Below are 21,822 nucleotides of genomic sequence, written 5' to 3' on the forward strand. Positions count from 1 at the left end.
GTTAACAGATATTGTCGCCGCCATTAGAATGCGCTGCAATTGCGCGCTTCACATTTAGTGCAGACCCATTTCCAGGAGTCCCCCGTACATGAGCAACATGAACCACGAGCGTGTCCTCAGTGTTCATCACTGGAACGACACTCTGTTCAGCTTCAAGTGCACCCGCGATCCGGGCCTGCGCTTCGAGAACGGTCAGTTCGTGATGATCGGCCTGCAACAGCCCAACGGCCGCCCGCTCATGCGCGCTTACTCCATTGCCAGCCCGAACTGGGAAGAGCATCTGGAGTTCTTCAGCATCAAGGTGCCGGATGGTCCGCTGACCTCCCAATTGCAGCACCTGAAGGAAGGCGACGAAATCATCATCAGCAAGAAACCGACAGGCACCCTGGTGCTTGACGACTTGAAGCCAGGCAAACACCTGTACCTGCTCAGCACAGGCACTGGCCTGGCGCCATTTATGAGCGTGATCCAGGACCCGGAAACCTATGAGCGTTTCGAAAAAGTGATCCTGTGCCACGGCGTGCGCTACGTCAACGAAGTCGCCTACCGCGAGTTCATCACCGAGCACCTGCCGCAGAACGAGTTCTTCGGCGAGGCCGTGCGTGAGAAGTTGATCTACTACCCAACCGTGACCCGCGAGCCCTTCGAAAATCAAGGTCGCCTGACCGACCTGATGCGCAGCGGCAAACTGTTCAGCGATATCGGCCTGCCGCCTATCAATCCAGAGGACGACCGCGCCATGCTGTGCGGCAGCCCAAGCATGCTGGACGAGACCAGCGAAGTGCTCAACAGCTTCGGCCTGAAAGTTTCGCCGCGCATGCGTGAGCCGGGCGACTATCTGATCGAGCGCGCATTCGTCGAGAAGTAACCGCGGTAAAAAAATGTGGGAGGGGGCTTACCCCCTCCCACATTTCGTTTGCGCCTTATTCAGTTAGCGGGCACCACTTCCAATACGCAAATCACCCCAGCTTCGGGATAGTGCCAGCGCACATCCACATCCCAGAAGCGCACCCCGTATTCACGTTCTGGCCCTGGTGTCTGGTAGGCCGGGCGCGGGTCCTGGGCCAAACACTGATCGATCAGCTCAACCAATGGTTCCCCAAGGCGCTGGGCGTGGCCTTGTGCTTGCTGCAGCGCGGTCTTCAGCCACTGCACGGCAATCAACGGCGGCGCAGCGCTGGCGATGTCATTGGTGGCCGTGTCGATGATGTCGGCGTAGGGCACATAGGGCTTGATATCGAGCACGGGGGTGCCATCGAGCAAATCGATCCCGGAAATCCACAAGCGCCCGGGCTCCACTTTGTCCAGTTTCACCACCGACTGGCCGATGCCATTGGGTCGATGGGTTGCGCGGGTGGCAAACACCCCCATGGACGCATTGCCACCCAGGCGCGGCGGGCGCACCTTCAGGCGTGGCTTGTCTTCCAGGGCTTGATGGAACAGAAACAGCAACCACACATGGCTGACCTGCTCCAAGCCTTGTACCGCCTCGCCCTGATCGAACGGCGCCACCAGTTCCACCACGCCCCGGGCCGCTGGCGCCAGTTGCGGCTGGCGCGGAATGGCGAACTTCTCCTTGAAGCAGGAACGCACGAAGCCCACGGGCGAGACCGGGTAATTCATGGCTTACGCACGCACCCGCAACGTCAGCCCCTTGAGGAAGTTACGCAGCAGCTGGTCGCCGCATGGGCGGTAATTGGTGTGGCCGAACTTGCGGAACAGCGCGCTCAGTTCCGGTTTGGATACTGGGAAATCGGCCGACTTGAGAATGGCGTGCATGTCGTCTTCCTTCAGTTCGAAGGCTACGCGCAGCTTTTTGAGGATGATGTTGTTGGTCACCGGGGTTTCGATCGGCTGGGGTGGGCGGCTTTCGTCCTTGCCGCGCTTGAAGATCACCAGGCCATCGAGAAAGTGCGCCATGACCTCGTCCGGGCAGAACACGAAGCCTTCTTCTTCGTCCTTTTTGAGGTAGGTCAGCAGGTCATCCTTGGTGATGTCCATGCCGCCGAGCTTGGTGATCTCGACCATTTTGTTGTCGCTGATGTCGAGCATGTAGCGCACGCTGCGCAATACGTCGTTGTGAATCATGGTGGGCAATCCTGGTTTTCAACGGTGGACAACGCCCAGTGGGGCGCTGTCGAAAAAAGGGAGCGGCTTAGAATTTCTCTTTGCCGGACAGGTAACGCCATTGGCCTACGGGCACCTTGCCGATGGACACACCGCCGATGCGGATTCGGCGAATCGCCACGACTTTCAGGCCGACCGCTTCGCAGAACAACGCGATCACCCCGGGTTGCGGGTTTTTCAGCGCAAAGCGCAGGCGGTTTTCGTTCTGCCAGCTGGCTTTGACGGGCGGCAGTTCCTTGCCTTTGTAGGTCAGGCCATGGTTCAGGCGATTGAGGCCGTGGGCAACCATCTCGCCTTCCACCTCAACCACGTATTCCTGCTCGATCTTGGCGGCATCGGCGGTCAACTTGCGCAGAATCTTCCAATCCTGGGTAAACACCAGCAGGCCGCTGGCCTTGGCTTGCAGGTCGGCGCTGGCGCTCAGGCGCAGGAAGTGGCCCTTGAGCGGGCGCTTGCCGAAGCGATGTTCGTCCGACAGGGTTTCGGCGCTGATCGACGCCATCGCCGTGTCGGCATCCACGCCGGCCGGGGCGTGCAGCAGGATGGTCACGGGCTCCGGCGCGGTGGCCTTGGCTTCGGGGTCGAGTTCGACCTTTTGGGTGGTGACCTTGAACTGCGGTTCGTCGATCACTTCACCGTCCACCGAGACCCAGCCGCCTTCGATAAACAGCTCGGCCTCCCGACGGGAGCAACCGACCAGTTCGATAAGGCGTTTGGAGAGGCGTATGGGGTCAGTCATGACAAGGGCCGTAACAAAAGGGGGCGGCTATTGTACCTGCCTGGCGCCGGTTAATCCCGGCCCCATTTCATTTAGCCCTGACGCGCCTGTGACGGCAACTGGCGCAAACGCATGCGCAGCAACGGATAAGGCTTGCCCAGGCCGTCGTGCTCCGTGCGTCCGATCACCTCGAACCCCTGCTTGAGGTAAAAACCCAGGGCCTGGGGGTTCTGTTCGTTGACTTCCAACTCATCGGCGTTCATGCACTCCACCGCGTAGCGCAGCAACTGTCGGCCCAGGCCTTGGCCACGGTATTGCGGGTCGATGAACAGCATCTCCACTTTGCCCGCCGCGACCCCGGCAAATCCGGTAATGCGCTGGCGGGCGTCTTTGGTGCAGATCAGCATCACGGCATCCAGGTAGCGGGTCAGCACCAGATCCTTGAGTAACATGATGTAGCTGTCCGGCAGGAAGTCGTGGGTGGCGCGCACCGAGGCTTCCCAGATGCGCACCAGCTCCGGGTAATCGCTGCTTTTAGGTGTGTGAATGACCGAATGCTGCCCCATGCCCGCTGCCCCTTGCCGATATCTGCATTGATGGGCCAAACGATAGACCGAAAAAAGCCCCGCATCTTGTCCAGAAGCAGGGCTTTTCCATTTTTTAACGATCAGGCGCGCTTTTCGGCCCACAGGTCGTATTCGTCGGCGTCGGTCACGGTGCACCAGACCTTGTCGCCTGGCTTCAAGCCGCTGGCGTCGTCGATAAATACGTTACCGTCGATCTCCGGCGCATCGAAGAAGCAACGGCCCACGGCGCCTTGTTCGTCGACTTCGTCGATCAACACTTCGATTTCCTTGCCGATGCGCAGTTGCAGGCGCGCCGAGCTGATGGCCTGCTGATGGGCCATGAAGCGTTCCCAACGGTCCTGCTTGACGTCGTCCGGCACCACGGCCAGGTCCAACAGGTTGGCCGGAGCACCTTCAACCGGCGAGTACTGGAAGCAGCCAACGCGGTCCAACTGGGCTTCGGTCAGCCAGTCCAGCAGGTACTGGAAGTCTTCTTCGGTTTCGCCGGGGAAGCCGACAATAAAGGTGGAGCGGATGATCAGCTCGGGGCAGATCTGGCGCCAGTTTTTGATGCGCGCCAGGGTCTTGTCTTCGAAGGCCGGGCGTTTCATGGCCTTGAGCACTTTTGGGCTGGCGTGCTGGAACGGGATGTCCAGGTACGGCAGGATCTTGCCGGCGGCCATCAGCGGGATCAGCTCGTCCACATGCGGGTACGGGTAGACATAGTGCAGGCGCACCCATACACCCAGGCTGCTGAGGGCTTCGCAGAGTTCGGTCATGCGGGTCTTCACCGGCGCGCCGTTCCAGAAACCGGTGCGGTATTTCACATCGACGCCGTAGGCGCTGGTGTCCTGGGAGATCACCAGCAGCTCTTTCACGCCGGATTTGACCAGGCGCTGGGCCTCGTCGAGCACGTCACCGACCGGGCGGCTGACCAGCTTGCCGCGCATCGACGGAATGATGCAGAAGCTGCAGCTGTGGTTGCAGCCTTCGGAAATCTTCAGGTAGGCGTAGTGGCGCGGGGTCAGCTTGATGCCTTGCGGCGGTACCAGGTCGATCAGCGGATTGTGATCCTGACGTGGCGGCACCACCTCGTGCACGGCGTTAACCACTTGCTCATATTGCTGCGGACCGGTCACCGCTAGGACGCTGGGGTGCACGTCGCGAATATTGCCTTCTTCCACGCCCATGCAGCCGGTCACGATGACCTTGCCGTTTTCCTTGATGGCTTCGCCGATTACTTCCAGCGACTCCGCCTTGGCCGAGTCGATAAAGCCACAGGTATTGACCACCACCACGTCCGCGTCCTGATAAGTGGACACCACGTCATAACCTTCCATGCGCAGTTGGGTCAGGATGCGCTCGGAATCGACCAGGGCCTTGGGGCAACCCAGGGATACAAAGCCGACCTTGGGGTTGGCCGTTGCGGGAGTGGTGGACATGTCTAACCTCGGTATTGAATGACGCCGCCGCCGTGAAGGGCAGGGCAGCGGACGGGCGCTGGGCGCGCCTCTGATCAAAAAGTGCGCAATTCTAGCGATGGGCAACGCACTTGACCAGCTTTATGCAGGGAAATACGACGAGCGCTGCGCTATGCTTCGCGCCGTTGCGCATGGGTAAAACCCTTGGGTCAATAAAACGTCTGTTACGAGAAGTAAAACAGCGCATGCTAGGGTTCGCTTAGACGCGCTGTTTATATAAGACCTCAGGTCAAAGGGCAGGAGTGGTTGATGGGTCAGGCAAGCAGTCAGGCAACAGGTGCCGAGCATTCAAACGCCAAGCCGATTGGCATGCTGGTGGCGGCGGTTGGGGTGGTGTATGGCGATATCGGTACCAGCCCGCTCTATACCCTCAAAGAGGTGTTCAACGGCGGTTATGGGGTTCAGGTCAACCACGATGGCGTGCTGGGGATTCTGGCGCTGATTTTCTGGTCGCTGATCTGGGTCGTGTCGATCAAGTACATGCTGTTCGTACTTCGTGCCGACAACCAGGGCGAAGGCGGCATCATGGCCCTTACCGCGCTGGCGCGGCGGGCGGCGGGGGAGCGCAGGAAGCTGCGCAGTTTCCTGGTGGTGTGTGGTCTTTGCGGGGCGGCATTGTTCTATGGCGATAGCATGATCACCCCGGCAATTTCCGTATTGTCGGCCGTGGAAGGTCTGGAACTGGCGTTCGATGGCCTGGAAAAATGGGTAGTGCCGATTGCCCTGGTGGTGTTGGTGGCGTTGTTTCTGATCCAGAAGCACGGCACCGACCATATCGGCAAACTGTTCGGGCCAGTGATGGTGACCTGGTTTCTGGTGCTGGGCGGCCTTGGTGTGTACGGCATTACCCTGCACCCTGAGGTGCTGCATGCCTTGAACCCGATCTGGGCCGTGCGCTTCTTCGAGGCCCACCCTGGCATTGGCGTGGCGATCCTTGGCGCGGTGGTGCTGGCGTTGACCGGTGCCGAAGCGTTGTACGCCGACATGGGCCACTTCGGCCGCAAGCCGATTGCCCGTGCGTGGTTCATGCTGGTGCTGCCGGCACTGGTGCTTAACTACTTCGGTCAGGGCGCGATGCTATTGGGCGACCCCGAAGCCGCGCGCAACCCGTTCTACTTGCTGGCACCGAGTTGGGCACTGATCCCGCTGGTGGTGTTGTCCACCCTGGCCACGGTAATTGCGTCCCAGGCAGTGATTTCCGGTGCGTTTTCCTTGACGCGCCAAGCGATCCAGCTTGGTTACATCCCGCGCATGCACATCCAACACACCTCCAGTGCCGAGCAGGGCCAGATCTACATTGGCGCGGTGAACTGGTCGCTGATGGTCGGCGTGATTCTGCTGGTACTGGGCTTCGAATCCTCCAATGCCTTGGCCTCGGCCTACGGCGTGGCTGTAACCGGCACCATGCTGATGACCACTATCCTGGTGTCGGCGGTCATGCTGCTGCTGTGGAAATGGCCGCCGGTGCTGGCTGTGCCGGTGCTGGTCTGTTGCCTGTTGGTCGACGGTCTGTACTTCGCCGCCAACGTGCCGAAGATCATCCAGGGCGGTGCCTTCCCGGTACTGGCGGGGATCGTGCTGTTCGTACTGATGACGACGTGGAAACGCGGCAAGCAATTGCTGGTGGACCGCCTCGATGAAGGCGGCCTGCCGTTGCCGATCTTTATCAGCAGTATCCGTGTACAGCCGCCCCACCGGGTGCAGGGCACGGCGGTGTTTCTCACCGCGCGGCCCGACGCTGTGCCCCATGCGCTGTTGCACAACCTGCTGCACAACCAGGTGCTGCATGAGCAAGTGGTGCTGCTGACCGTGGTGTACGAAGACATCCCACGGGTGCCAGCCACGCGGCGGTTTGAGGTGGACTCCTACGGTGAAGGCTTCTTCCGGGTCATCCTGCACTTCGGTTTCACCGACGAGCCGGACGTGCCCGAAGCGCTGAAGTTGTGCCATCTGGACGATCTGGATTTCAGCCCGATGCGCACCACCTACTTCCTCAGCCGTGAAACGGTGATCGCCTCGCGCCTCAACGGCATGGCGCGCTGGCGCGAAGGGTTGTTCGCATTTATGTTGAAAAACGCCAACGGTAACCTGCGCTTCTTCAAACTCCCGGTAAACCGGGTGATCGAACTGGGCACCCAGGTCGAAATGTAAGCACACACTGTACGGGAGCCGGCAATCGGCTCCCGCTTTGCGCTGAACCCTGTGCAATCGCGCGTTGTCGACTAGGCTCTAAGCACGGTTTGAATAGTGCCCACAGAACCCAGAAGAGGTGCGCCATGAGTCAGCTGCTCGAATCCTATACCCTGCGCCAATTGACCCTGCCCAATCGCATCGCCGTATCGCCGATGTGCCAGTACTCCAGTGTCGATGGCCTGGCCAACGACTGGCACCTGGTGCACCTCGGCAGCCGTGCCGTGGGCGGCGCCGGCCTGATCTTCACCGAAGCCACCGCCGTGACCGCCGATGGCCGTATCACCGCTCAGGACCTGGGGCTGTGGAACGATCAACAGATCGAGCCGCTGCAACGCATTACGCGCTTTATTGCGGCCCAAGGGGCGGTGGCCGGTATTCAACTGGCCCATGCCGGGCGCAAGGCCAGCACCCACCGCCCGTGGCTCGGCAAGCATGGCAGCGTCAAGCCCGAAGACGGCGGCTGGGTGCCGGTCGGCCCTTCGCCGATTGCCTTCGACCCGCTGCACACACAACCCAAACAGCTGGATGAAGCACAGATCCAACAGGTGATTGCCGACTTCGTCGCGGCCGCCAAACGCGCCTTGACCGCCGGTTTCAAGGTGGTGGAGATCCACGCGGCCCATGGCTATCTGCTGCACCAGTTTCTGTCGCCACTGAGCAATCAACGTCAGGACCAGTACGGGGGCTCGTTCCAGAATCGCATTCGATTGGTGTTGCAAGTGACCGAAGCCGTGCGCGACGTCTGGCCTCAAGAACTGCCACTGTTCGTGCGCGTATCTGCCACCGACTGGGTGGAAGACGGCTGGAACCCGGATGAAACCGTGGAACTGGCGCGCCGCCTCAAAGCAATCGGGGTGGATTTGATCGACGTCTCGTCCGGCGGCACCGCCGCCAACGCCGAGATCCCCACCGGCCCGGGTTACCAGACCCGTTTCGCCGAGCGGGTGCGCAAAGAGTCAGAAATCGCCACCGGCACCGTCGGCATGATCACCGAGCCGGCGCAGGCCGAGCACATCCTGCGTACCTGTCAGGCCGACATCATCTTCCTGGCCCGTGAACTGCTGCGCGATCCGTACTGGCCGTTGCATGCCGACGACGACCTGGGTGGGCGCAAGGCGATCTGGCCGGCGCAGTATCAGCGGGCGACCCATCGCGATCAGCCGATCCATGAGTCCGACTTGAGGGATTAGCCGTCGCGACAATAAGAAACCCACCCTGATCCGGTGGGTTTTTTATTGCCCTGAGTATGGGAAATACCTGTAGGTCTTTGTTACCGAAGAAATTTTTTAAGTGAATGCTCTAAAAAAATCCCACGCGTCATCAGAATGTTTCTACGCTTACGGTAAGCCTGATTTCTGGCCCAGGAAATCAGGCGGCTTGCCCACTGAGGCATTGCGCTTCACGGGACGCAGGTGATGGGCGCCAGGAGTATTTGATTGTTATCAGGAGAAGCAGTCCATGGCCAAGTCCTATGGTGTAGCGGGTATGGTGGCGTCATTTCTGACCCGCAGGGTGGCGTTGCGAGGTCGAAGGCTGAGTTCGGATGAAGAGGCGTTGTTGGCGCAGTACCGCGCCCTGACCGAGGACGACCAGGTGGCGATGCGGTACTTGATTGGAGCGATGAAAAGCGTGTCGCGATTCTGAATCGCGGTTCAATCATGGGGGAGCGAACGCTCCCCCATGGTGCATCAGGTGTACTTGCGCTGGTCCGGTGCCGGCGGGAAGTACTGATACAACCAGGTTTCGCTCAAGGTGCGGTCCTGGGTGCGGATAAACAAACGCAGCTCCACCGGTTCCACGCTGTCGCTGGTCGGGTACCAGTCGAACAGAATGCGGTAGCCCTTGATGTTATCCAGTACCAGCACGCTGAAGTCCTTCACCTCGCCGTGGGAACAGGTCACCACCGGTTCGATCCCGGTGCCCTCCGGCAAGCGGTCCAGGCCGCCCCCCTTGAAGTCCACCGCGAAGCGGCGCGCCCACACCGGCGGGTAATGCTCGCCCGGTGCCCAGCCTTCGGTAAAACCGCCCATGCCGGAACGGGTAGCATCCACTTGCGCCAACGGCGTGCTTACCGGCGGCAAGGCGCTCCAGTACAACTTATAGCCGTAGTTGAGCGAATCGCCGGCGGCCACGGGTTTCTTCGGGGTCCAGAAGGCCACGATGTTGTCCAGGGTTTCGCCGGTAGTGGGGATTTCCAGCAGGTCGATGGAGCCTTCGCCCCAAGCGGTGGTTGGCTCCACCCACAGGCTTGGGCGTTTGCTGTACCAGTCCACGGTGTCCTGATAGCTGGCGAATTCGTGGTCGGTCTGCACCAGCCCGAAGCCTTTCGGGTCGGTGTCGGCGAACGCATTGAATTGCAGCTTGGCTGGGTTATTCAGCGGGCGGCAGACCCACTCGCCATTGCCGCGCCACATGGCCAGGCGGTCCGAGTCGTGGATCTGCGGGTGGATGGTGTCGCACATGCGGCGCTCGTGGGTGCCGCAGCTGAACATGCTGGTCATCGGTGCGATGCCCAATTGTTCGATGGCCGTGCGCGCATTGATATGCGCGTCGATGGCCATCACCACCTGGTTGGCTTGGCAGTCGATATCGAAGCGGTAGGCACCAGTGGCGCTCGGCGAGTCGAGCAGGGCATAGACCACGAAGCGGGTAGCGTTCTTATCCGGGGTTTCGAACCAGAACTGCGTGAAATCCGGGAACTCTTCGCGTTTTTTCGCGTAGGTGTCGATTGCCAGGCCACGCGCGGACAGGCCGTACTGGCCAGTGGAATCCACCGCGCGGAAATAGCTGGCGCCGAGAAACGACAGCACATCATGACGGTCCAGCTCCGGCGCCTTGAACAGTTTGAAGCCGGAGAAACCCAGGTCGCCGGTCAGTTGCTTGGTATCGACCGTAGTTTTTTCATAGTTGAACAGCGAAGGGCGGAAATGCACCTCACGGGCTTCGCGGGTCTTAGGGTCGACGCTGTGCATGCGCACCGGCGTCTTGAAGCCCATGCCGACGTGGAAGAACTGCACGTCCAGTTGGCCATTCAGCTCTTTCCACAGCGAATGGTTGCGGTCGTAGCCGATGGCGTTGAAATTCTGCGGGGTCATGCTCGCCAGGGTCGGCGGCAGCACCTGTTTGGTGTCTTTGTAGGCGGTTGCGGCCAGTTGTTTGGCCTGGGCCTTGAGCGATTCGAAGTCGAACGCCACGGCTTTCCCATCGGCGGCGCGGTTCCCGGCCCATGCTTGGGCGGCGAGCAGGCCACTGGCCGACAGACCGGTATAAGCCGCAATGGCCATGGACGCTTTGAGCAAATTCCTACGATGCATAGAGACAACCTGTCGTGAGCAAATCCCGCGCCGTTCCTGGCACGTGCTGGATCAGAAAGTACGGTTCGGACATGCCTTCGGCCAAACGCAACGAACATTAAACAGACGCCGGATAGCTTAAGCGGTTCGATGGTGTAGGAAAAATGATTGATGGCGGGGTGATAGCATTGCAAGTGCGACAAGACATTTCCGGGGCTGTGGGGCAACCACATTACTCACGAATTATGAACAACCAATGTGGGAGGGGGCTTGCTCCCGATAGCGGTGCATCAGCCGACTATTCAGTGCTGACCCACTGCTATCGGGGGCAAGCCCCCTCCCACAAACAGTTTTGTATTGCCTGTCAGAGGTGTGTCTCAGGCCACTTCGCCCACGGCTCGGTACGCCTCGTCGATCGCCGCATGCGCGTACGCACTCCAGGCCGCGTCCGAGTTGGCGATGCTCACATGCCCCAACGGTTTGCGCGCCAGGTTCATCAGCGCTTCACTTTCGTCGGCGTCATCGAACAGGCTGTTGGAAAAGTACGCATAGCCGTGGGACCAGCGATTCACGGTGATCGCCAGGATATCCGTCTCATGGTTGAACCCGCCCGGGCCGAGCATGCGTTGCAGTTGGTCACGTAATTGCGCTTCCAGTTGCTCGAATGTCTGCCCATACAACCGGCCGCGTCCGGCGCGGGCCTGGTCGCGGGCGTTCATGCCGCTGTTGGGGCTGGTGGGCACGTAGACCATGTGTAAGCCGATGGGCTGCGTCGGGTCGCGCGGGTGGTCGTAGCCGCCCATGCTCACCGGGTAGTCCAGCTTGATGCGGCTGTAAGGCTGGGTAGCTGCGTAGATTTCATGCACGCCCAACTTCTCAAACGCCTGCCAGTTACGAATCACCACCTTGGTGTACACCAAGGGGAATTTCACGTTCTGGCTCAACGCATGGGCCTGGGGCGCGGGCAGGCCCTTGAGCAGGTACGGAATCATCATGTTGTAGCAGGCCAGGATGCAGCGTTTGCCGCGTACTTGTGCCAGTTGGCCGCCTCGGCTGTAGCCGATATGCACGCCGTCGCCGACATTGCGCACACTCACCGCCGTGCTGTTCAAGCGCAGGCGCACCGGCGCCTTGGGTTGGTCGAGCCTGGCATAGTCGAAGGGCGCCAGCACGATATCGTCCATGGTGTGCCCCGGCGCCACCCCCGGAATCAGGCTGCGCACCAAGAGGCGCGCCAGCGACGCGTTGCCGTCCGGGAAGTGGTAGATGTAGGGCTCTTCCATTTCTGCCGCAGCTTCTTCACTGATCGGCGTCAGGTTCATCCCCGCGAAGCCAGGGAAACCGACGTTATAAGCGTCGGACGCAGCCACGGCATCAATGCTCAAGGCCATAAAGTCATTGGTGCGGCTCTGGAAGTATTTCACCGCACCTTCCGACAACCCCACGTTCTTGAGCAGGAAGTCTCGGTAGCTGGTGGCCGCCAGATAATCGGCCTTTTCCTCGGCCGTTTTGCCCGGCAAGTAGTCCTTGGGCGCAGTGTGCAATTCAATCAACGCCTGGCGGTCCGCAGGCGGCAGTGGGAAGTCATTGATAAAGTCTTTCAGGGCGCGCCCATGCAGCTGTTCCGGGGCGATATCGTCGGCCACCATCGGCGTCGGGTCGCCGGTCACCAGTTTGTCTTCGCCGAAGTTTTCCTTGTCGAAAAATACCCCGCGCGACAGCCCCAGGCTGGGGTAGAACGGGCGGTCGAAGGCGGTTTCGAAGCGCTTGATATTCACCCCGAGCTTTTTCAACAAACCGTTCACTTGCTCGCTGAACAGGTGGGTGGGCGACTGGAAGGCTTCGCTGCCGCCATAGCCGATGATCATGCGGCCGCCGGTCTGGAACTCATTGCGTTTGGCATGGCCGCCGAAATCGTCGTGGTTTTCCAGGATCAGGATTTTCGCCTTGGGGTGCCTCTCACGGTAGAACCACGCCGCCGCCAGACCGCTCAGGCCACCGCCGACCACCACCAGGTCATAGTCCTCGGTGATCGGCAAGGTATCGGTGTCGAAGACCTTCTTTTCCCAGCCCATCTGATGCGCCACTTCGAACGAACCGACATGACTGCCGCGCAGGCCGGTGAGGGCGGGTGGGTAATAGCGACCGTCGGGGGCGGCCTGGAGAATCTGCAGCGGCGTGATGCCGGCAGCAACGGTGATGGCGACGCCGTTGAGGAAGTCGCGGCGGGTGATGTCCATGGGGGATCCTGAAAATTATTGTTATAAGCCCCCCTGCAAGCGCCTGCTTGCAGGGGGGGCGGCGAATCAATGCTTGAACATCACATGCCGGACCGTGGTGTAGTCCTCCAGCCCATACATGGACATGTCTTTGCCATACCCCGACAGTTTCTGACCGCCGTGGGGCATTTCGCTGACGAGCATGAAATGGGTGTTTACCCAGGTGCAGCCGTATTGCAAGCGCGCGGCCAGGCGATGGGCGCGTCCTACGTCGGCCGTCCACACGGATGACGCAAGGCCGTAGTCCGAATCGTTGGCCCAACCCAGCACCTGGGCTTCATCCGAGAATTTGGTAACCGACACCACCGGCCCGAACACCTCGCGGCGCACGATTTCGTCGTCTTGCTGGGCGTCGGCCAGCACGGTCGGTTCAAAGAAGAACCCGTTGCCTTCTACGGCCTTGCCGCCGGTGATCAGACGGATATGCGGTTGCGCCACGGCACGTTCGACAAACCCGGCCACGCGGTCGCGGTGTTGTGCGGTGATCAATGGCCCCAGCTCGGTGCTTGGGTCATCCTGCAAGCCGTACTTGATGCTGGCGACCGCCGCGCCGAGTTTCTCGACAAAGGCGTCGTAGATGTCCGCCTGGGCATAGATGCGACACGCCGCCGTACAGTCCTGGCCGGCGTTGTAGAAACCGAAAGTGCGGATGCCTTCCACGGCGGCGTCGATGTCCGCGTCGTTGAAGATAATCACCGGTGCCTTGCCGCCCAGCTCCATGTGCATGCGCTTCACGCTGTCGGCGGTATTGGCGATGATGTTCGCGCCGGTGGCGATGGAACCGGTCAGCGACACCATGCGCACTTTCGGATGCTGCACCAGCGGGCTGCCTACGGTCGGGCCGCGGCCAAACACCAGGTTGAGCACGCCGGCCGGGAAGATTTCCGACGCCAGTTCCACCATGCGCAATGCCGTCAGTGGGGTTTGTTCCGACGGTTTGAGCACCACGGTATTACCGGCGGCCAGGGCCGGGGCGATTTTCCAGGCGACCATCATCAGCGGGTAGTTCCACGGTGCGATGGACGCGATCACGCCCACCGGATCGCGGCGGATCATTGAGGTATGGCCGGGCAAGTACTCGCCGCCGGCCGAACCGCTCATGCAGCGACTGGCACCGGCAAAGAAGCGGAACACGTCGGCAATCGCCGGGATCTCGTCGTTCAGCGCGGCGCTGTAGGGTTTGCCGCAGTTGTCCGACTCCAGCTTGGCCAGTTCTTCGCCGTGGGCTTCGATGGCGTCCGCCAATTTGAGCAGCAACAGCGAGCGGTCCTTGGGCGCGGTTTGCGACCAGCTTTCGAACGCGGCATCGGCGGCGCGCACGGCGGCGTCGACCTGGGCTTCGCTGGCTTCGTTGATTTCCACCAGCACACGGCCCAGGGCCGGGTTGAAGATGGCCTGGGCCGGGCCTTCGCCTTGTACCAGTTGGCCGTTGATCAACAGTTTGGTTTGCATGATTGAGTCCTCCAAAAAACGCGTGTTATTTCCCTGAAGAAACCGGATTTAAATGTGGGAGGGGGCAAGCCCCCTCCCACATTTGAACCGCGTTGCTTCAGTGGCCAAGTTATTTACCGCCGCTCCCCGCCACGCTTTCACCGCCGCGGGTCAAGTAATAAGCGCCCAGGATCGGGAACATCGTCACCAGCATCACCAGCATCGCCACCACGTTGGTCACCGGCACATCCCGTGGCCGGCTCAACTGGTTGAGCAGCCACAGCGGCAAGGTGCGCTCATGCCCGGCGGTGAAGGTGGTGACGATGATTTCGTCGAACGACAGCGCAAACGCGAGCATGCCGCCGGCCAGCAGCGCCGAGCCCAGGTTGGGCATGATGATGTAGCGGAAGGTCTGCCAGCCGTCGGCGCCCAGGTCCATCGACGCCTCGATCAGGCTGTGGGAGGTGCGGCGCAGGCGCGCGATGACGTTGTTGTAGACAATCACCACACAAAAGGTGGCGTGGCCGACGATGATGGTGAACATCCCCGGCTCGATGCCCAGGGTCTTGAACGTCGCCAGCAACGCGATACCGGTGATGATCCCCGGCAATGCAATCGGCAGGATCAGCATCAGCGACACGCCCTGTTTGCCGAAGAACTCCCGTCGATACAAGGCCGCCGAGGCCAGCGTGCCGAGCACCATGGCGATCAGGGTGGCGATGGCAGCGATCTGCAGCGACAACTTGATCGCTTCCAGCACGTCGGGCCGTGCGAACGCCACGCTGAACCACTTCAGGGTAAAGCCCTGGGGCGGAAAGCTGAACGCGGCTTCTTCGGTGTTGAAGGCGTAGAGGAAGATGATCAGGATCGGGAAGTGCAGGAACACCAGGCCGCCCCAGGCGGCTATGCGCAAACCGAGAGATGCTTTTTCAGAGTGCATCGAAGGCCCCCAGGCGTTTGACGATGGACAGGTAAATCGCGATCAGCACGATCGGCACCAGGGTGAACGCCGCCGCCATGGGCATATTGCCGATGGCGCCTTGCTGGGCGTACACCATGCCGCCGACGAAGTAGCCCGGCGGGCCCACCAGTTGCGGCACGATAAAGTCGCCCAGGGTCAGCGAGAACGTGAAGATCGATCCGGCGGCGATCCCCGGCACCGACAGCGGCAAAATCACCTGCATAAAGGTCTGGCGCGGCTTGGCCCCCAGGTCGGCCGAGGCTTGCAGCAGCGACGGCGGCAAACGCTCCAGGGACGCCTGGATCGGCAGGATCATGAACGGCAGCCAGATATAGACGAACACCATGAACCTTCCCAGATGCGAGGTGCTCAAGGTGCTGCCGCCCACGCCAGGAATGCCCAGCACAAAGTGCAGCAGCGGCTCCAACCCCAGGTGCTGCACAAACCACTGCGCCACGCCGCCCTTGGCCAGCAGCAAGGTCCAGGCGTAAGCCTTGACGATGTAACTGGCCCACATCGGCATCATCACGGCGATATAGAAAAACGCCTTGGTTTTGCCAGTGGTGTAGCGCGCCATGTAATAGGCAATCGGGAAGGCGACGATGGCGCTGGCGATCGACACCACGATCGCCATGCTCAGCGTGCGCAGGATGATGTCGAAATTCGACGGCTGGAACAGCGCGGCGAAGTTGGCCAGGGTCAGGTCCGGGGTGACCGCCATGGTGAAGTCGTCGAAGGTGTAGAAGCCTTGCCATAGCAAGGTCAGCAACGAGCCCAGGTAGATAGCGCCGAACCAGATCAGCGGCGGCACCAGCAGCATCGCCAGGTATAGGTTGGGCTTGCGGTACAGCAGGTTGGAAAACCTGCGCATCGGCGGTTGTTGGGAAAGGGCCAGGCTCATGTCACACCTCGCCTGCGTTATCGGTCAACGGCGTCATGGCCTGTCGGGCCCAGCGCGCGGTGAGGGGCTGGCCGACCTGATGGGCGCTGCTGGTGTCCAGCCACTGGTTGTTGGCCTGGCTGATGCTCAGGGTCTGGCCGTTGTCCAGTTTCAGCTCAAAACGGGTGGCGCTGCCCTGGTACTGGATGTCATGCAGCACGCCGCTGATCTCCACATCGCCAGCGCCCAGCGGGCCTGCGGCAAACCGCACATGTTCCGGACGGATCGAAAACGGTTGGGCGCTGCCGCTCAAGCGCTGGGCCAATTCGCCCCGAATCACGTTGGAGGTGCCGACGAATTCGGCGACGAACGCCGTGGCCGGTTTCATGTAGAGGTTGCGCGGGGTGTCGACCTGTTCGATACGGCCTTTGTTGAACACCGCCACGCGGTCGGACATGGACAGCGCTTCGGTTTGGTCGTGGGTCACGAAGATAAAGGTGATGCCGAGCTGGCGTTGCAGCTTTTTCAGCTCGCTTTGCATCTGCTCGCGCAGCTTGAGGTCGAGGGCGCCCAGGGGCTCGTCAAGCAACAGCACGCGCGGGCGATTGACCAGCGCGCGGGCCAGAGCCACCCGTTGGCGCTGGCCGCCGGAGAGTTGCACCGGTTTGCGTTCGCCGTAACCGCCCAAGGCCACCATGCCCAGGGCTTCTTCGGCGCGGTTGAGCCGTTCGGCCTTGCCCACGCCTTTGACCTTTAGGCCATAGGCCACGTTGTCGCGCACATTCATATGGGGGAACAGCGCGTAATCCTGGAACACGGTGTTCACATCGCGCTGATACGGCGGCAAGCCGGCGGCTTCCTCACCATGAATGCGGATCGAGCCGGCGCTGGGTTGTTCGAAGCCGGCGATCAGCCGCAGGCAGGTGGTCTTGCCCGAGCCGGAAGGGCCGAGCATGGAAAAGAACTCGCCGTCCTCAATATCGATGCAAACCCGGTCAACGGCTTTCACTTCGCCGAACTGACGGGAAACGTGGGTGAATTGGACTGCAAGCGTCATGGTGCGGTGCTCCAAAAAGGCGCGGGTCGTCGCAGCGGCCCGGCCTGGACTTCTGAAAAAACAAAACATCTGTGAGTGCGGTCAATGTGGGAGGGGGCTTGCCCCCGATGCCAGTGGTTCAGTGAAAGCTGGGTTGGCTGTCACACCGCTATCGGGGGCAAGCCCCCTCCCACAGTAGGTCTATGCCGTCTTGATGGTTTTAACGGCCGCCCATGATCGCAATGTAGTCCTGGGTCCAGCGGCTGTACGGCACGAACTTGCCGCCTTCAGCCTGTGGGGTTTTCCAGAAGGCGATCTTGTCGAACTGGTCGAAGCCATTGGTCTTGCAACCCTCGGCGCCGAGCAATTCGCTCTCTTTACACGCGGCCGGCACCGCCGGCAGCGAGCCGAACCAGGCGGCGACATCGCCCTGGACCTTTGGCTGCAGCGACCAGTCCATCCACTTGTAAGCGCAGTTGGGGTGCTTGGCCTCGCTGTGCAGCATGGTGGTGTCGGCCCAACCGGTGGCGCCTTCCTTGGGGATGGTCGAGGCGATCGGCTGTTTCTCGTTGACCAGCCCGTTGACTTGGTACGGCCAGGCACTGGAGGCCACCACGCCTTCGTTCTTGAAGTCGCTCATTTGCACGGTGGTGTCGTGCCAGTAACGGTGGATCAGCGGTTGCTGGGCGCGCAGCAGGTCGAGCACGGCCTTGTATTGCGCTTCGGTCAGCTCGTAGGGGCTCTGGATTCCCAGCTCCGGTTTGGTGGCCTTGAGGTACAGCGCCGCGTCGGCGATGTAGATCGGGCCGTCATAGGCCTGCACGCGGCCCTTGTTCGGCTTGCCGTCCGGCAGGTTCTGCGGGTCGAACAGCACGCTCCAGCTAGTGGGCGCGGTCTTGAACACGCTGGTGTTGTACATCAGCACGTTCGGCCCCCACTGGTACGGGGTGCCATAGGTTTGCTGGCCGACCACGTACCACGGCGCATCCTTGAGGCGCGGGTCGAGGTTTTTCCAGTTGGGAATCAGCGCGGTGTTGATCGGCTGCACACGCTTGCCGACGATCAACCGCAGCGACGCATCGCCGGAGGCGGTGACCAGGTCATAGCCGCCCTTGGCCATCAGGCTGACCATTTCGTCAGAGGTGGCGGCGGTTTTCACATTGACCTTGCAGCCGGTTTCCTTCTCGAAACCGCTGACCCAATCGTAGGCTTTGTCGCTTTCGCCACGTTCGATATAGCCGGGCCAGGCGACGATATCCAACTGGCCTTCGCCGGCGCCGACCGCCTTGAGCGGTTCGGCGGCTTGCAGGCTGGCGCTGGCCAGCAGCGCGGTGGTCAAGGCACTGAGCAGTGCGGTCTTGTGCGCGGACATGGGGGTTCCCTCTTCTTTAATTATGGTCGGGGCAGTGTGTGAAGCCGTGACGCATGAGCTTAGTTGTTGTTTTAAAGGTGCTGACCGTGACGCGCCATAATGTGGCGCACCACGCTGTAGTCCTGTAACGAGTCGCTCGACAGATCTTTCCCGTATCCCGAGCGCTTCAAACCGCCGTGGGGCATTTCGCTGACCAGCATGAAGTGGCTGTTGATCCAGGTGCAGCCGTATTGCAGGCGTGCCGCCACTTGCATGGCTTTGTCCAGGTTCTGGGTCCACACCGAAGAGGCCAGGCCGTATTCGGAATCGTTGGCCCAGTCCACCGCTTGCTCCAGTTCGTCGAAGCGGGTCACGGTGACCACCGGGCCGAACACTTCGCGCTGCACGATCTCATCGCTTTGCTTGCAACCGGCCAGCAGGGTGGGCTGGTAATAGAAACCGGCGCCGGAATGCACGGCGGCGCCGGTGACCCGTTCGATATGCGGTTGGCCGAGGGCGCGTTCGACAAAGCTGGCGACGCGGTCGCGCTGGCGTGTGCTGATCAGCGGGCCGAGTTCGTTATCGGCGTCGCGTTTGCCGGCAAAGCGCAGGCTGCCGACGGCCGCGCCCAGCTCGGCGACCAATTTGTCGTGAATCCCGGCCTGGGCATAGATACGGCATGCGGCGGTGCAATCCTGCCCGGCGTTGTAATAGCCATAGGCGCGCACGCCTTCGACCACGGCCTGCAGGTCGGCGTCGTTACACACGATCACCGGTGCCTTGCCGCCCAGTTCCAGGTGCGTGCGTTTCAGGGTTTTGGACGCGGCTTGCAGAATCTTCTGGCCGGTGACGATATCGCCGGTCAGCGACACCATGCGTACCTTGGGATGACTGACCAAATGGCTGCCGACCCCTTCGCCGCCGCCGCACAAAATGTTGATCACGCCCCGTGGCAGCAGCTCTTTGAGCACGGGTGCCAGGGCCAGGATCGACAGCGGCGTGTGTTCCGACGGTTTGAACACCAGGGTATTACCGGCGGCGAGGGCCGGGGCGATCTTCCACGCGGCCATCATCAACGGGTAGTTCCATGGCGCAATGGAGGCCACCACGCCGATCGGGTCGCGGCGCACCATGCTGGTGTAGCCCGGCAGGTATTCGCCGCTCAATTGGCCAGTCTGGCAACGCACGGCGCCAGCGAAGAAGCGGAACACATCCACAGTGGCGCTCAAATCATCCTGACGCGCCAGGTGCAACGGCTTGCCGCAGTTCAGCGATTCCAGACGGGCCAGGTAGTCGGCTTGTTTTTCAATAGCATCGGCGATGCCCAGCAGCAGGTTGGCGCGTTGCTGCGGCGTGGTCCGCGACCAACCGGCAAAGGCGCGGTGGGCGGCAAGGATGGCGCTTTCGACTTGCTCGGTGCTGGCTTCTGCGATTTGAGTCAGCACTTCACCGGTGGCTGGGTTGAGGATCGGCTCGACAAACCCCTGGCCTTGAACCAGTTCGCCGTCGATCAGCAACGCAGTGAGCAGCGGGGTGGACGCACCGGACATTTTTCGCGATCTCTTTTCTTGTGTGGCCATGGGCGTTCTCTTACAAGGCGCCCGGCTTTCTCTTATGGATGAGTCGAGAGTAGAGGGCGGGCGCGAGGTCAACAAATACTAAATACTGAATGCAGCATTCGATTAAATAGATGGCTTGCGTGGGTGCGGCTGTTCGCGCGCCACGGTGAGGAACGGGTCCACCAAGGTCGGCCGCGCGGTGCCACGGCGCCAGGCCAGACCCACGTCGAGCGTTTGGCTGAGGTCGGCAATCGGCCGCGCTTCAATAATGTCGCCTTCCAGCGACCAGGGGCGGTAGGTCATGTCCGGCTGAATCGACACCCCCAGGCCCGCCGCCACCAGGCTGCGCACCGCTTCGGTGGAGGCGGTGCGCAAGGTCACACGCGGTTGCAGGCCGGCGCCGGCCCACAGGCGCTGGGCGTTGTGGCCCATTTCGTCGACGTTCAATTGAATCAACGGTTCGCGTGCCACATCGGCCAGGTTGATGCTGTCGTGCTCCAGCAATGGGTGCTGCGCCGGCAGCCACAGGCGGTGGGGCGAGTGGGTCAGGACTTCGGTCTGCAGGGCGTGGCGGTCTTCGAGGTTGGACAGGATCAGCACGCCCACGTCGATTTCGCCGCTGACCAGCAGATGTTCGATATACGGGCGCTCGTCTTCCATGACGCGGATTTCCACATTGGGGTACGCGCGCTGGAAGCGGGTCAGCAGGTCGGCCAGGTAATAGCCGGCCACCAGGCTGGTCACACCGACGATCAATTGCCCGGCTACCTGGTCGGTGCTCTGTTGCAGGCTGCGCTTGGCGTTGTCGACGGTGGCGAGAATCAGGTGCGCCTGGCGCAGAAACTGATGGCCCTGGTGGGTGAGGGTCATGCCTTTGGCGTGGCGATTGAACAGGTTGACGCCGATTTCCTGCTCCAATTGCTGGATCGCCAGGGTCAGGGTCGACTGAGAGATGAACGCGGTTTGCGCGGCGGCGGAGATCGAGCCGGTCTCGGCCACGGCAATGAAGTGGCGGATTTGACGCAAGGTCATCATGCTGGAATTACCAGAAGGCTGTTTTTATAGAAGTACCTGAGTGTATATCGATTTATACGATAGGCAGCGGCGTTACATCTGGAAGCACTCTAGATCCTGGTTTTTTGGCACTTAGTTTTACGCTGGCAGCCTATTGGTCCTATGAACCCAAGTGTCTGGAGGCTGTTATGAACACCCGTGGATTGCTCGATCAGTTGCTCAAGTCCGGCCAGGACATGTTGCAGAATAAGGCCGGCGGCCAGCGCAAACAGGAAGACAAGGGCGCCTTGGGCAGTCTGCTCGGCGGTGGCGGCCTGGGCAGCCTGCTCCGTGGCGCCGGCGGGGGAGCCCTGGCGGCGGGTGCCATGGGGCTGTTGCTGGGTAACAAAAAAGCCCGCAAATTCGGCGGCAAGGCCCTGACCTACGGCGGTTTGGCCGCCTTGGGCGTCATCGCCTACAAAGCCTATGGCAACTGGCAGGCGCAACAGGCCAGTGCGCCACAAGGCGAACCGCAAACCATCGACCGTCTGCCACCGGCCCAGGTCGAGCAGCACAGCCAGGGCATCCTCAAGGCGTTGGTCGCCGCCGCCAAGGCCGACGGCCATGTAGACGAGCGTGAGCGCGCGCTGATCGAAGGCGAGTTCACCAAACTCGACAATGACCCCCAATTGCAACACTGGCTGCATGCCGAACTGAACAAGCCCCTGGACCCGGCGGATGTCGCCCGCGCCGCCGACACCCCGGAAATGGCCGCCGAGATGTACATCGCCAGCGTGATGCTGGTAGATGAGGAAAACTTTATGGAGAAGGCGTATCTGGATGAGTTGGCGCGCCAGCTCAAACTGGAGCCGGGCTTGAAGGTGGAACTGGAAAAACAAGTACGGCTTAACCAATAACCACCGGTTTAAAACAAAATGTGGGAGGGGGCTTGCC

The 21,822-nt window shown here is 61.2% G+C and carries 19 protein-coding genes; 5 read left to right on the plus strand and 14 right to left on the minus strand.

The window, feature by feature from the left end; all coding sequences use genetic code 11:
* The first annotated feature begins 88 nt into the window (after window positions 1-88).
* The gene (fpr, locus tag QRN41_RS18405) at window positions 89-868 is read left to right on the plus strand and encodes a ferredoxin-NADP reductase (RefSeq protein ID WP_034096174.1); all 780 of its coding nucleotides are present in this window, start codon (window positions 89-91) and stop codon (window positions 866-868) included.
* A gap of 59 nt (window positions 869-927) precedes the next feature.
* Here fpr and tsaA read toward each other — a convergent pair whose 3' ends face one another.
* The 5 genes from tsaA to rimO all read right to left on the minus strand — a co-directional run bounded on the left by tsaA (window position 928) and on the right by rimO (window position 4,853).
* A complete protein-coding gene (gene tsaA, locus QRN41_RS18410; RefSeq protein WP_034096175.1) occupies window positions 928-1,623 on the minus strand; it encodes a tRNA (N6-threonylcarbamoyladenosine(37)-N6)-methyltransferase TrmO in 696 nt (231 codons plus the stop codon).
* Between the two features lie 3 nt (window positions 1,624-1,626).
* Entirely contained in the window at window positions 1,627-2,088 is a 462-nt protein-coding gene (locus tag QRN41_RS18415) for a YehS family protein (RefSeq protein ID WP_034096176.1), read from the minus strand.
* A gap of 67 nt (window positions 2,089-2,155) precedes the next feature.
* Window positions 2,156-2,866, minus strand: coding sequence for an rRNA pseudouridine synthase (locus QRN41_RS18420; protein WP_034096177.1), 711 nt, complete (start codon window positions 2,864-2,866; stop codon window positions 2,156-2,158).
* A gap of 71 nt (window positions 2,867-2,937) precedes the next feature.
* Window positions 2,938-3,411, minus strand: a complete 474-nt coding sequence (locus QRN41_RS18425) for a GNAT family N-acetyltransferase (protein WP_034137202.1) — start codon at window positions 3,409-3,411, stop codon at window positions 2,938-2,940.
* A gap of 101 nt (window positions 3,412-3,512) precedes the next feature.
* A complete protein-coding gene (gene rimO / locus QRN41_RS18430) occupies window positions 3,513-4,853 on the minus strand; it encodes a 30S ribosomal protein S12 methylthiotransferase RimO (RefSeq protein ID WP_034096179.1) in 1,341 nt (446 codons plus the stop codon).
* A 288-nt stretch (window positions 4,854-5,141) separates the two neighbouring features.
* Here rimO and QRN41_RS18435 point away from each other — a divergent pair, with 288 nt between their 5' ends.
* From QRN41_RS18435 to QRN41_RS18445, 3 genes are all read left to right on the plus strand, one after another.
* Entirely contained in the window at window positions 5,142-7,043 is a 1,902-nt protein-coding gene (locus tag QRN41_RS18435; RefSeq protein WP_034137203.1) for a potassium transporter Kup, read from the plus strand.
* A gap of 125 nt (window positions 7,044-7,168) precedes the next feature.
* Window positions 7,169-8,275, plus strand: a complete 1,107-nt coding sequence (locus QRN41_RS18440) for an NADH:flavin oxidoreductase/NADH oxidase (RefSeq protein WP_040267444.1) — start codon at window positions 7,169-7,171, stop codon at window positions 8,273-8,275.
* A 268-nt stretch (window positions 8,276-8,543) separates the two neighbouring features.
* Window positions 8,544-8,729: a hypothetical protein gene (locus tag QRN41_RS18445; RefSeq protein WP_034096182.1), complete on the plus strand. Its 186-nt coding sequence runs from the start codon at window positions 8,544-8,546 to the stop codon at window positions 8,727-8,729.
* Between the two features lie 44 nt (window positions 8,730-8,773).
* On the opposite strand, the gene QRN41_RS18450 is transcribed toward QRN41_RS18445, so the two are convergent.
* From QRN41_RS18450 to QRN41_RS18490, 9 genes are all read right to left on the minus strand, one after another.
* Window positions 8,774-10,399, minus strand: a complete 1,626-nt coding sequence (locus QRN41_RS18450; RefSeq protein ID WP_040267445.1) for a glucan biosynthesis protein D — start codon at window positions 10,397-10,399, stop codon at window positions 8,774-8,776.
* A gap of 356 nt (window positions 10,400-10,755) precedes the next feature.
* The gene (locus QRN41_RS18455; RefSeq protein ID WP_167416412.1) at window positions 10,756-12,618 is read right to left on the minus strand and encodes an NAD(P)-binding protein; all 1,863 of its coding nucleotides are present in this window, start codon (window positions 12,616-12,618) and stop codon (window positions 10,756-10,758) included.
* Between the two features lie 66 nt (window positions 12,619-12,684).
* Complete coding sequence (locus QRN41_RS18460) at window positions 12,685-14,109, minus strand: gamma-aminobutyraldehyde dehydrogenase (RefSeq protein ID WP_094064784.1); 1,425 nt, start codon at window positions 14,107-14,109, stop codon at window positions 12,685-12,687.
* A gap of 109 nt (window positions 14,110-14,218) precedes the next feature.
* Window positions 14,219-15,028 (minus strand): ABC transporter permease, encoded by an 810-nt coding sequence (locus QRN41_RS18465; protein WP_034096186.1) that lies wholly within the window; start codon window positions 15,026-15,028, stop codon window positions 14,219-14,221.
* Window positions 15,018-15,950, minus strand: a complete 933-nt coding sequence (locus QRN41_RS18470; RefSeq protein ID WP_034096187.1) for an ABC transporter permease — start codon at window positions 15,948-15,950, stop codon at window positions 15,018-15,020. Before QRN41_RS18470 ends, QRN41_RS18465 begins: the two co-directional genes overlap by 11 nt.
* A gap of 1 nt (window position 15,951) precedes the next feature.
* Window positions 15,952-16,986 (minus strand): ABC transporter ATP-binding protein, encoded by a 1,035-nt coding sequence (locus tag QRN41_RS18475; protein WP_285421965.1) that lies wholly within the window; start codon window positions 16,984-16,986, stop codon window positions 15,952-15,954.
* 199 nt (window positions 16,987-17,185) lie between these two features.
* Window positions 17,186-18,337 (minus strand): putative ABC transporter substrate-binding protein YdcS, encoded by a 1,152-nt coding sequence (ydcS, locus tag QRN41_RS18480; RefSeq protein ID WP_034112087.1) that lies wholly within the window; start codon window positions 18,335-18,337, stop codon window positions 17,186-17,188.
* 71 nt (window positions 18,338-18,408) lie between these two features.
* On the minus strand, window positions 18,409-19,866 hold the full coding sequence (locus QRN41_RS18485) for a gamma-aminobutyraldehyde dehydrogenase (RefSeq protein ID WP_047881559.1): 1,458 nt from the start codon (window positions 19,864-19,866) through the stop codon (window positions 18,409-18,411).
* Between the two features lie 132 nt (window positions 19,867-19,998).
* A complete protein-coding gene (locus tag QRN41_RS18490; RefSeq protein ID WP_034096190.1) occupies window positions 19,999-20,910 on the minus strand; it encodes a LysR family transcriptional regulator in 912 nt (303 codons plus the stop codon).
* 167 nt (window positions 20,911-21,077) lie between these two features.
* Here QRN41_RS18490 and QRN41_RS18495 point away from each other — a divergent pair, with 167 nt between their 5' ends.
* The gene (locus QRN41_RS18495) at window positions 21,078-21,785 is read left to right on the plus strand and encodes a tellurite resistance TerB family protein (RefSeq protein WP_285421967.1); all 708 of its coding nucleotides are present in this window, start codon (window positions 21,078-21,080) and stop codon (window positions 21,783-21,785) included.
* Window positions 21,786-21,822 lie beyond the last annotated feature (37 nt).

This window comes from Pseudomonas sp. efr-133-TYG-23, assembly GCF_030209215.1.
Classification (GTDB): Bacteria; Pseudomonadota; Gammaproteobacteria; order Pseudomonadales; family Pseudomonadaceae; genus Aquipseudomonas; species Aquipseudomonas rhodesiae.

Excerpts from the sequence above, each read along its gene's own strand:
- QRN41_RS18445 (WP_034096182.1), top strand. The coding sequence starts at position 8,544 with ATGGCCAAGTCCTATGGTGTAGCGGGTATGGTGGCGTCATTTCTGACC.
- QRN41_RS18460 (WP_094064784.1), bottom strand. The coding sequence starts at position 14,109 with ATGCAAACCAAACTGTTGATCAACGGCCAACTGGTACAAGGCGAAGGC.
- QRN41_RS18415 (WP_034096176.1), bottom strand. The coding sequence starts at position 2,088 with ATGATTCACAACGACGTATTGCGCAGCGTGCGCTACATGCTCGACATC.
- QRN41_RS18470 (WP_034096187.1), bottom strand. The coding sequence starts at position 15,950 with ATGAGCCTGGCCCTTTCCCAACAACCGCCGATGCGCAGGTTTTCCAAC.
- fpr (WP_034096174.1), top strand. The coding sequence starts at position 89 with ATGAGCAACATGAACCACGAGCGTGTCCTCAGTGTTCATCACTGGAAC.
- QRN41_RS18455 (WP_167416412.1), bottom strand. The coding sequence starts at position 12,618 with ATGGACATCACCCGCCGCGACTTCCTCAACGGCGTCGCCATCACCGTT.
- QRN41_RS18465 (WP_034096186.1), bottom strand. The coding sequence starts at position 15,028 with ATGCACTCTGAAAAAGCATCTCTCGGTTTGCGCATAGCCGCCTGGGGC.
- QRN41_RS18490 (WP_034096190.1), bottom strand. The coding sequence starts at position 20,910 with ATGATGACCTTGCGTCAAATCCGCCACTTCATTGCCGTGGCCGAGACC.
- QRN41_RS18435 (WP_034137203.1), top strand. The coding sequence starts at position 5,142 with ATGGGTCAGGCAAGCAGTCAGGCAACAGGTGCCGAGCATTCAAACGCC.
- tsaA (WP_034096175.1), bottom strand. The coding sequence starts at position 1,623 with ATGAATTACCCGGTCTCGCCCGTGGGCTTCGTGCGTTCCTGCTTCAAG.
- QRN41_RS18495 (WP_285421967.1), top strand. The coding sequence starts at position 21,078 with ATGAACACCCGTGGATTGCTCGATCAGTTGCTCAAGTCCGGCCAGGAC.
- QRN41_RS18425 (WP_034137202.1), bottom strand. The coding sequence starts at position 3,411 with ATGGGGCAGCATTCGGTCATTCACACACCTAAAAGCAGCGATTACCCG.
- QRN41_RS18475 (WP_285421965.1), bottom strand. The coding sequence starts at position 16,986 with ATGACGCTTGCAGTCCAATTCACCCACGTTTCCCGTCAGTTCGGCGAA.
- QRN41_RS18420 (WP_034096177.1), bottom strand. The coding sequence starts at position 2,866 with ATGACTGACCCCATACGCCTCTCCAAACGCCTTATCGAACTGGTCGGT.
- QRN41_RS18485 (WP_047881559.1), bottom strand. The coding sequence starts at position 19,866 with ATGTCCGGTGCGTCCACCCCGCTGCTCACTGCGTTGCTGATCGACGGC.
- ydcS (WP_034112087.1), bottom strand. The coding sequence starts at position 18,337 with ATGTCCGCGCACAAGACCGCACTGCTCAGTGCCTTGACCACCGCGCTG.
- QRN41_RS18440 (WP_040267444.1), top strand. The coding sequence starts at position 7,169 with ATGAGTCAGCTGCTCGAATCCTATACCCTGCGCCAATTGACCCTGCCC.
- QRN41_RS18450 (WP_040267445.1), bottom strand. The coding sequence starts at position 10,399 with ATGCATCGTAGGAATTTGCTCAAAGCGTCCATGGCCATTGCGGCTTAT.
- rimO (WP_034096179.1), bottom strand. The coding sequence starts at position 4,853 with ATGTCCACCACTCCCGCAACGGCCAACCCCAAGGTCGGCTTTGTATCC.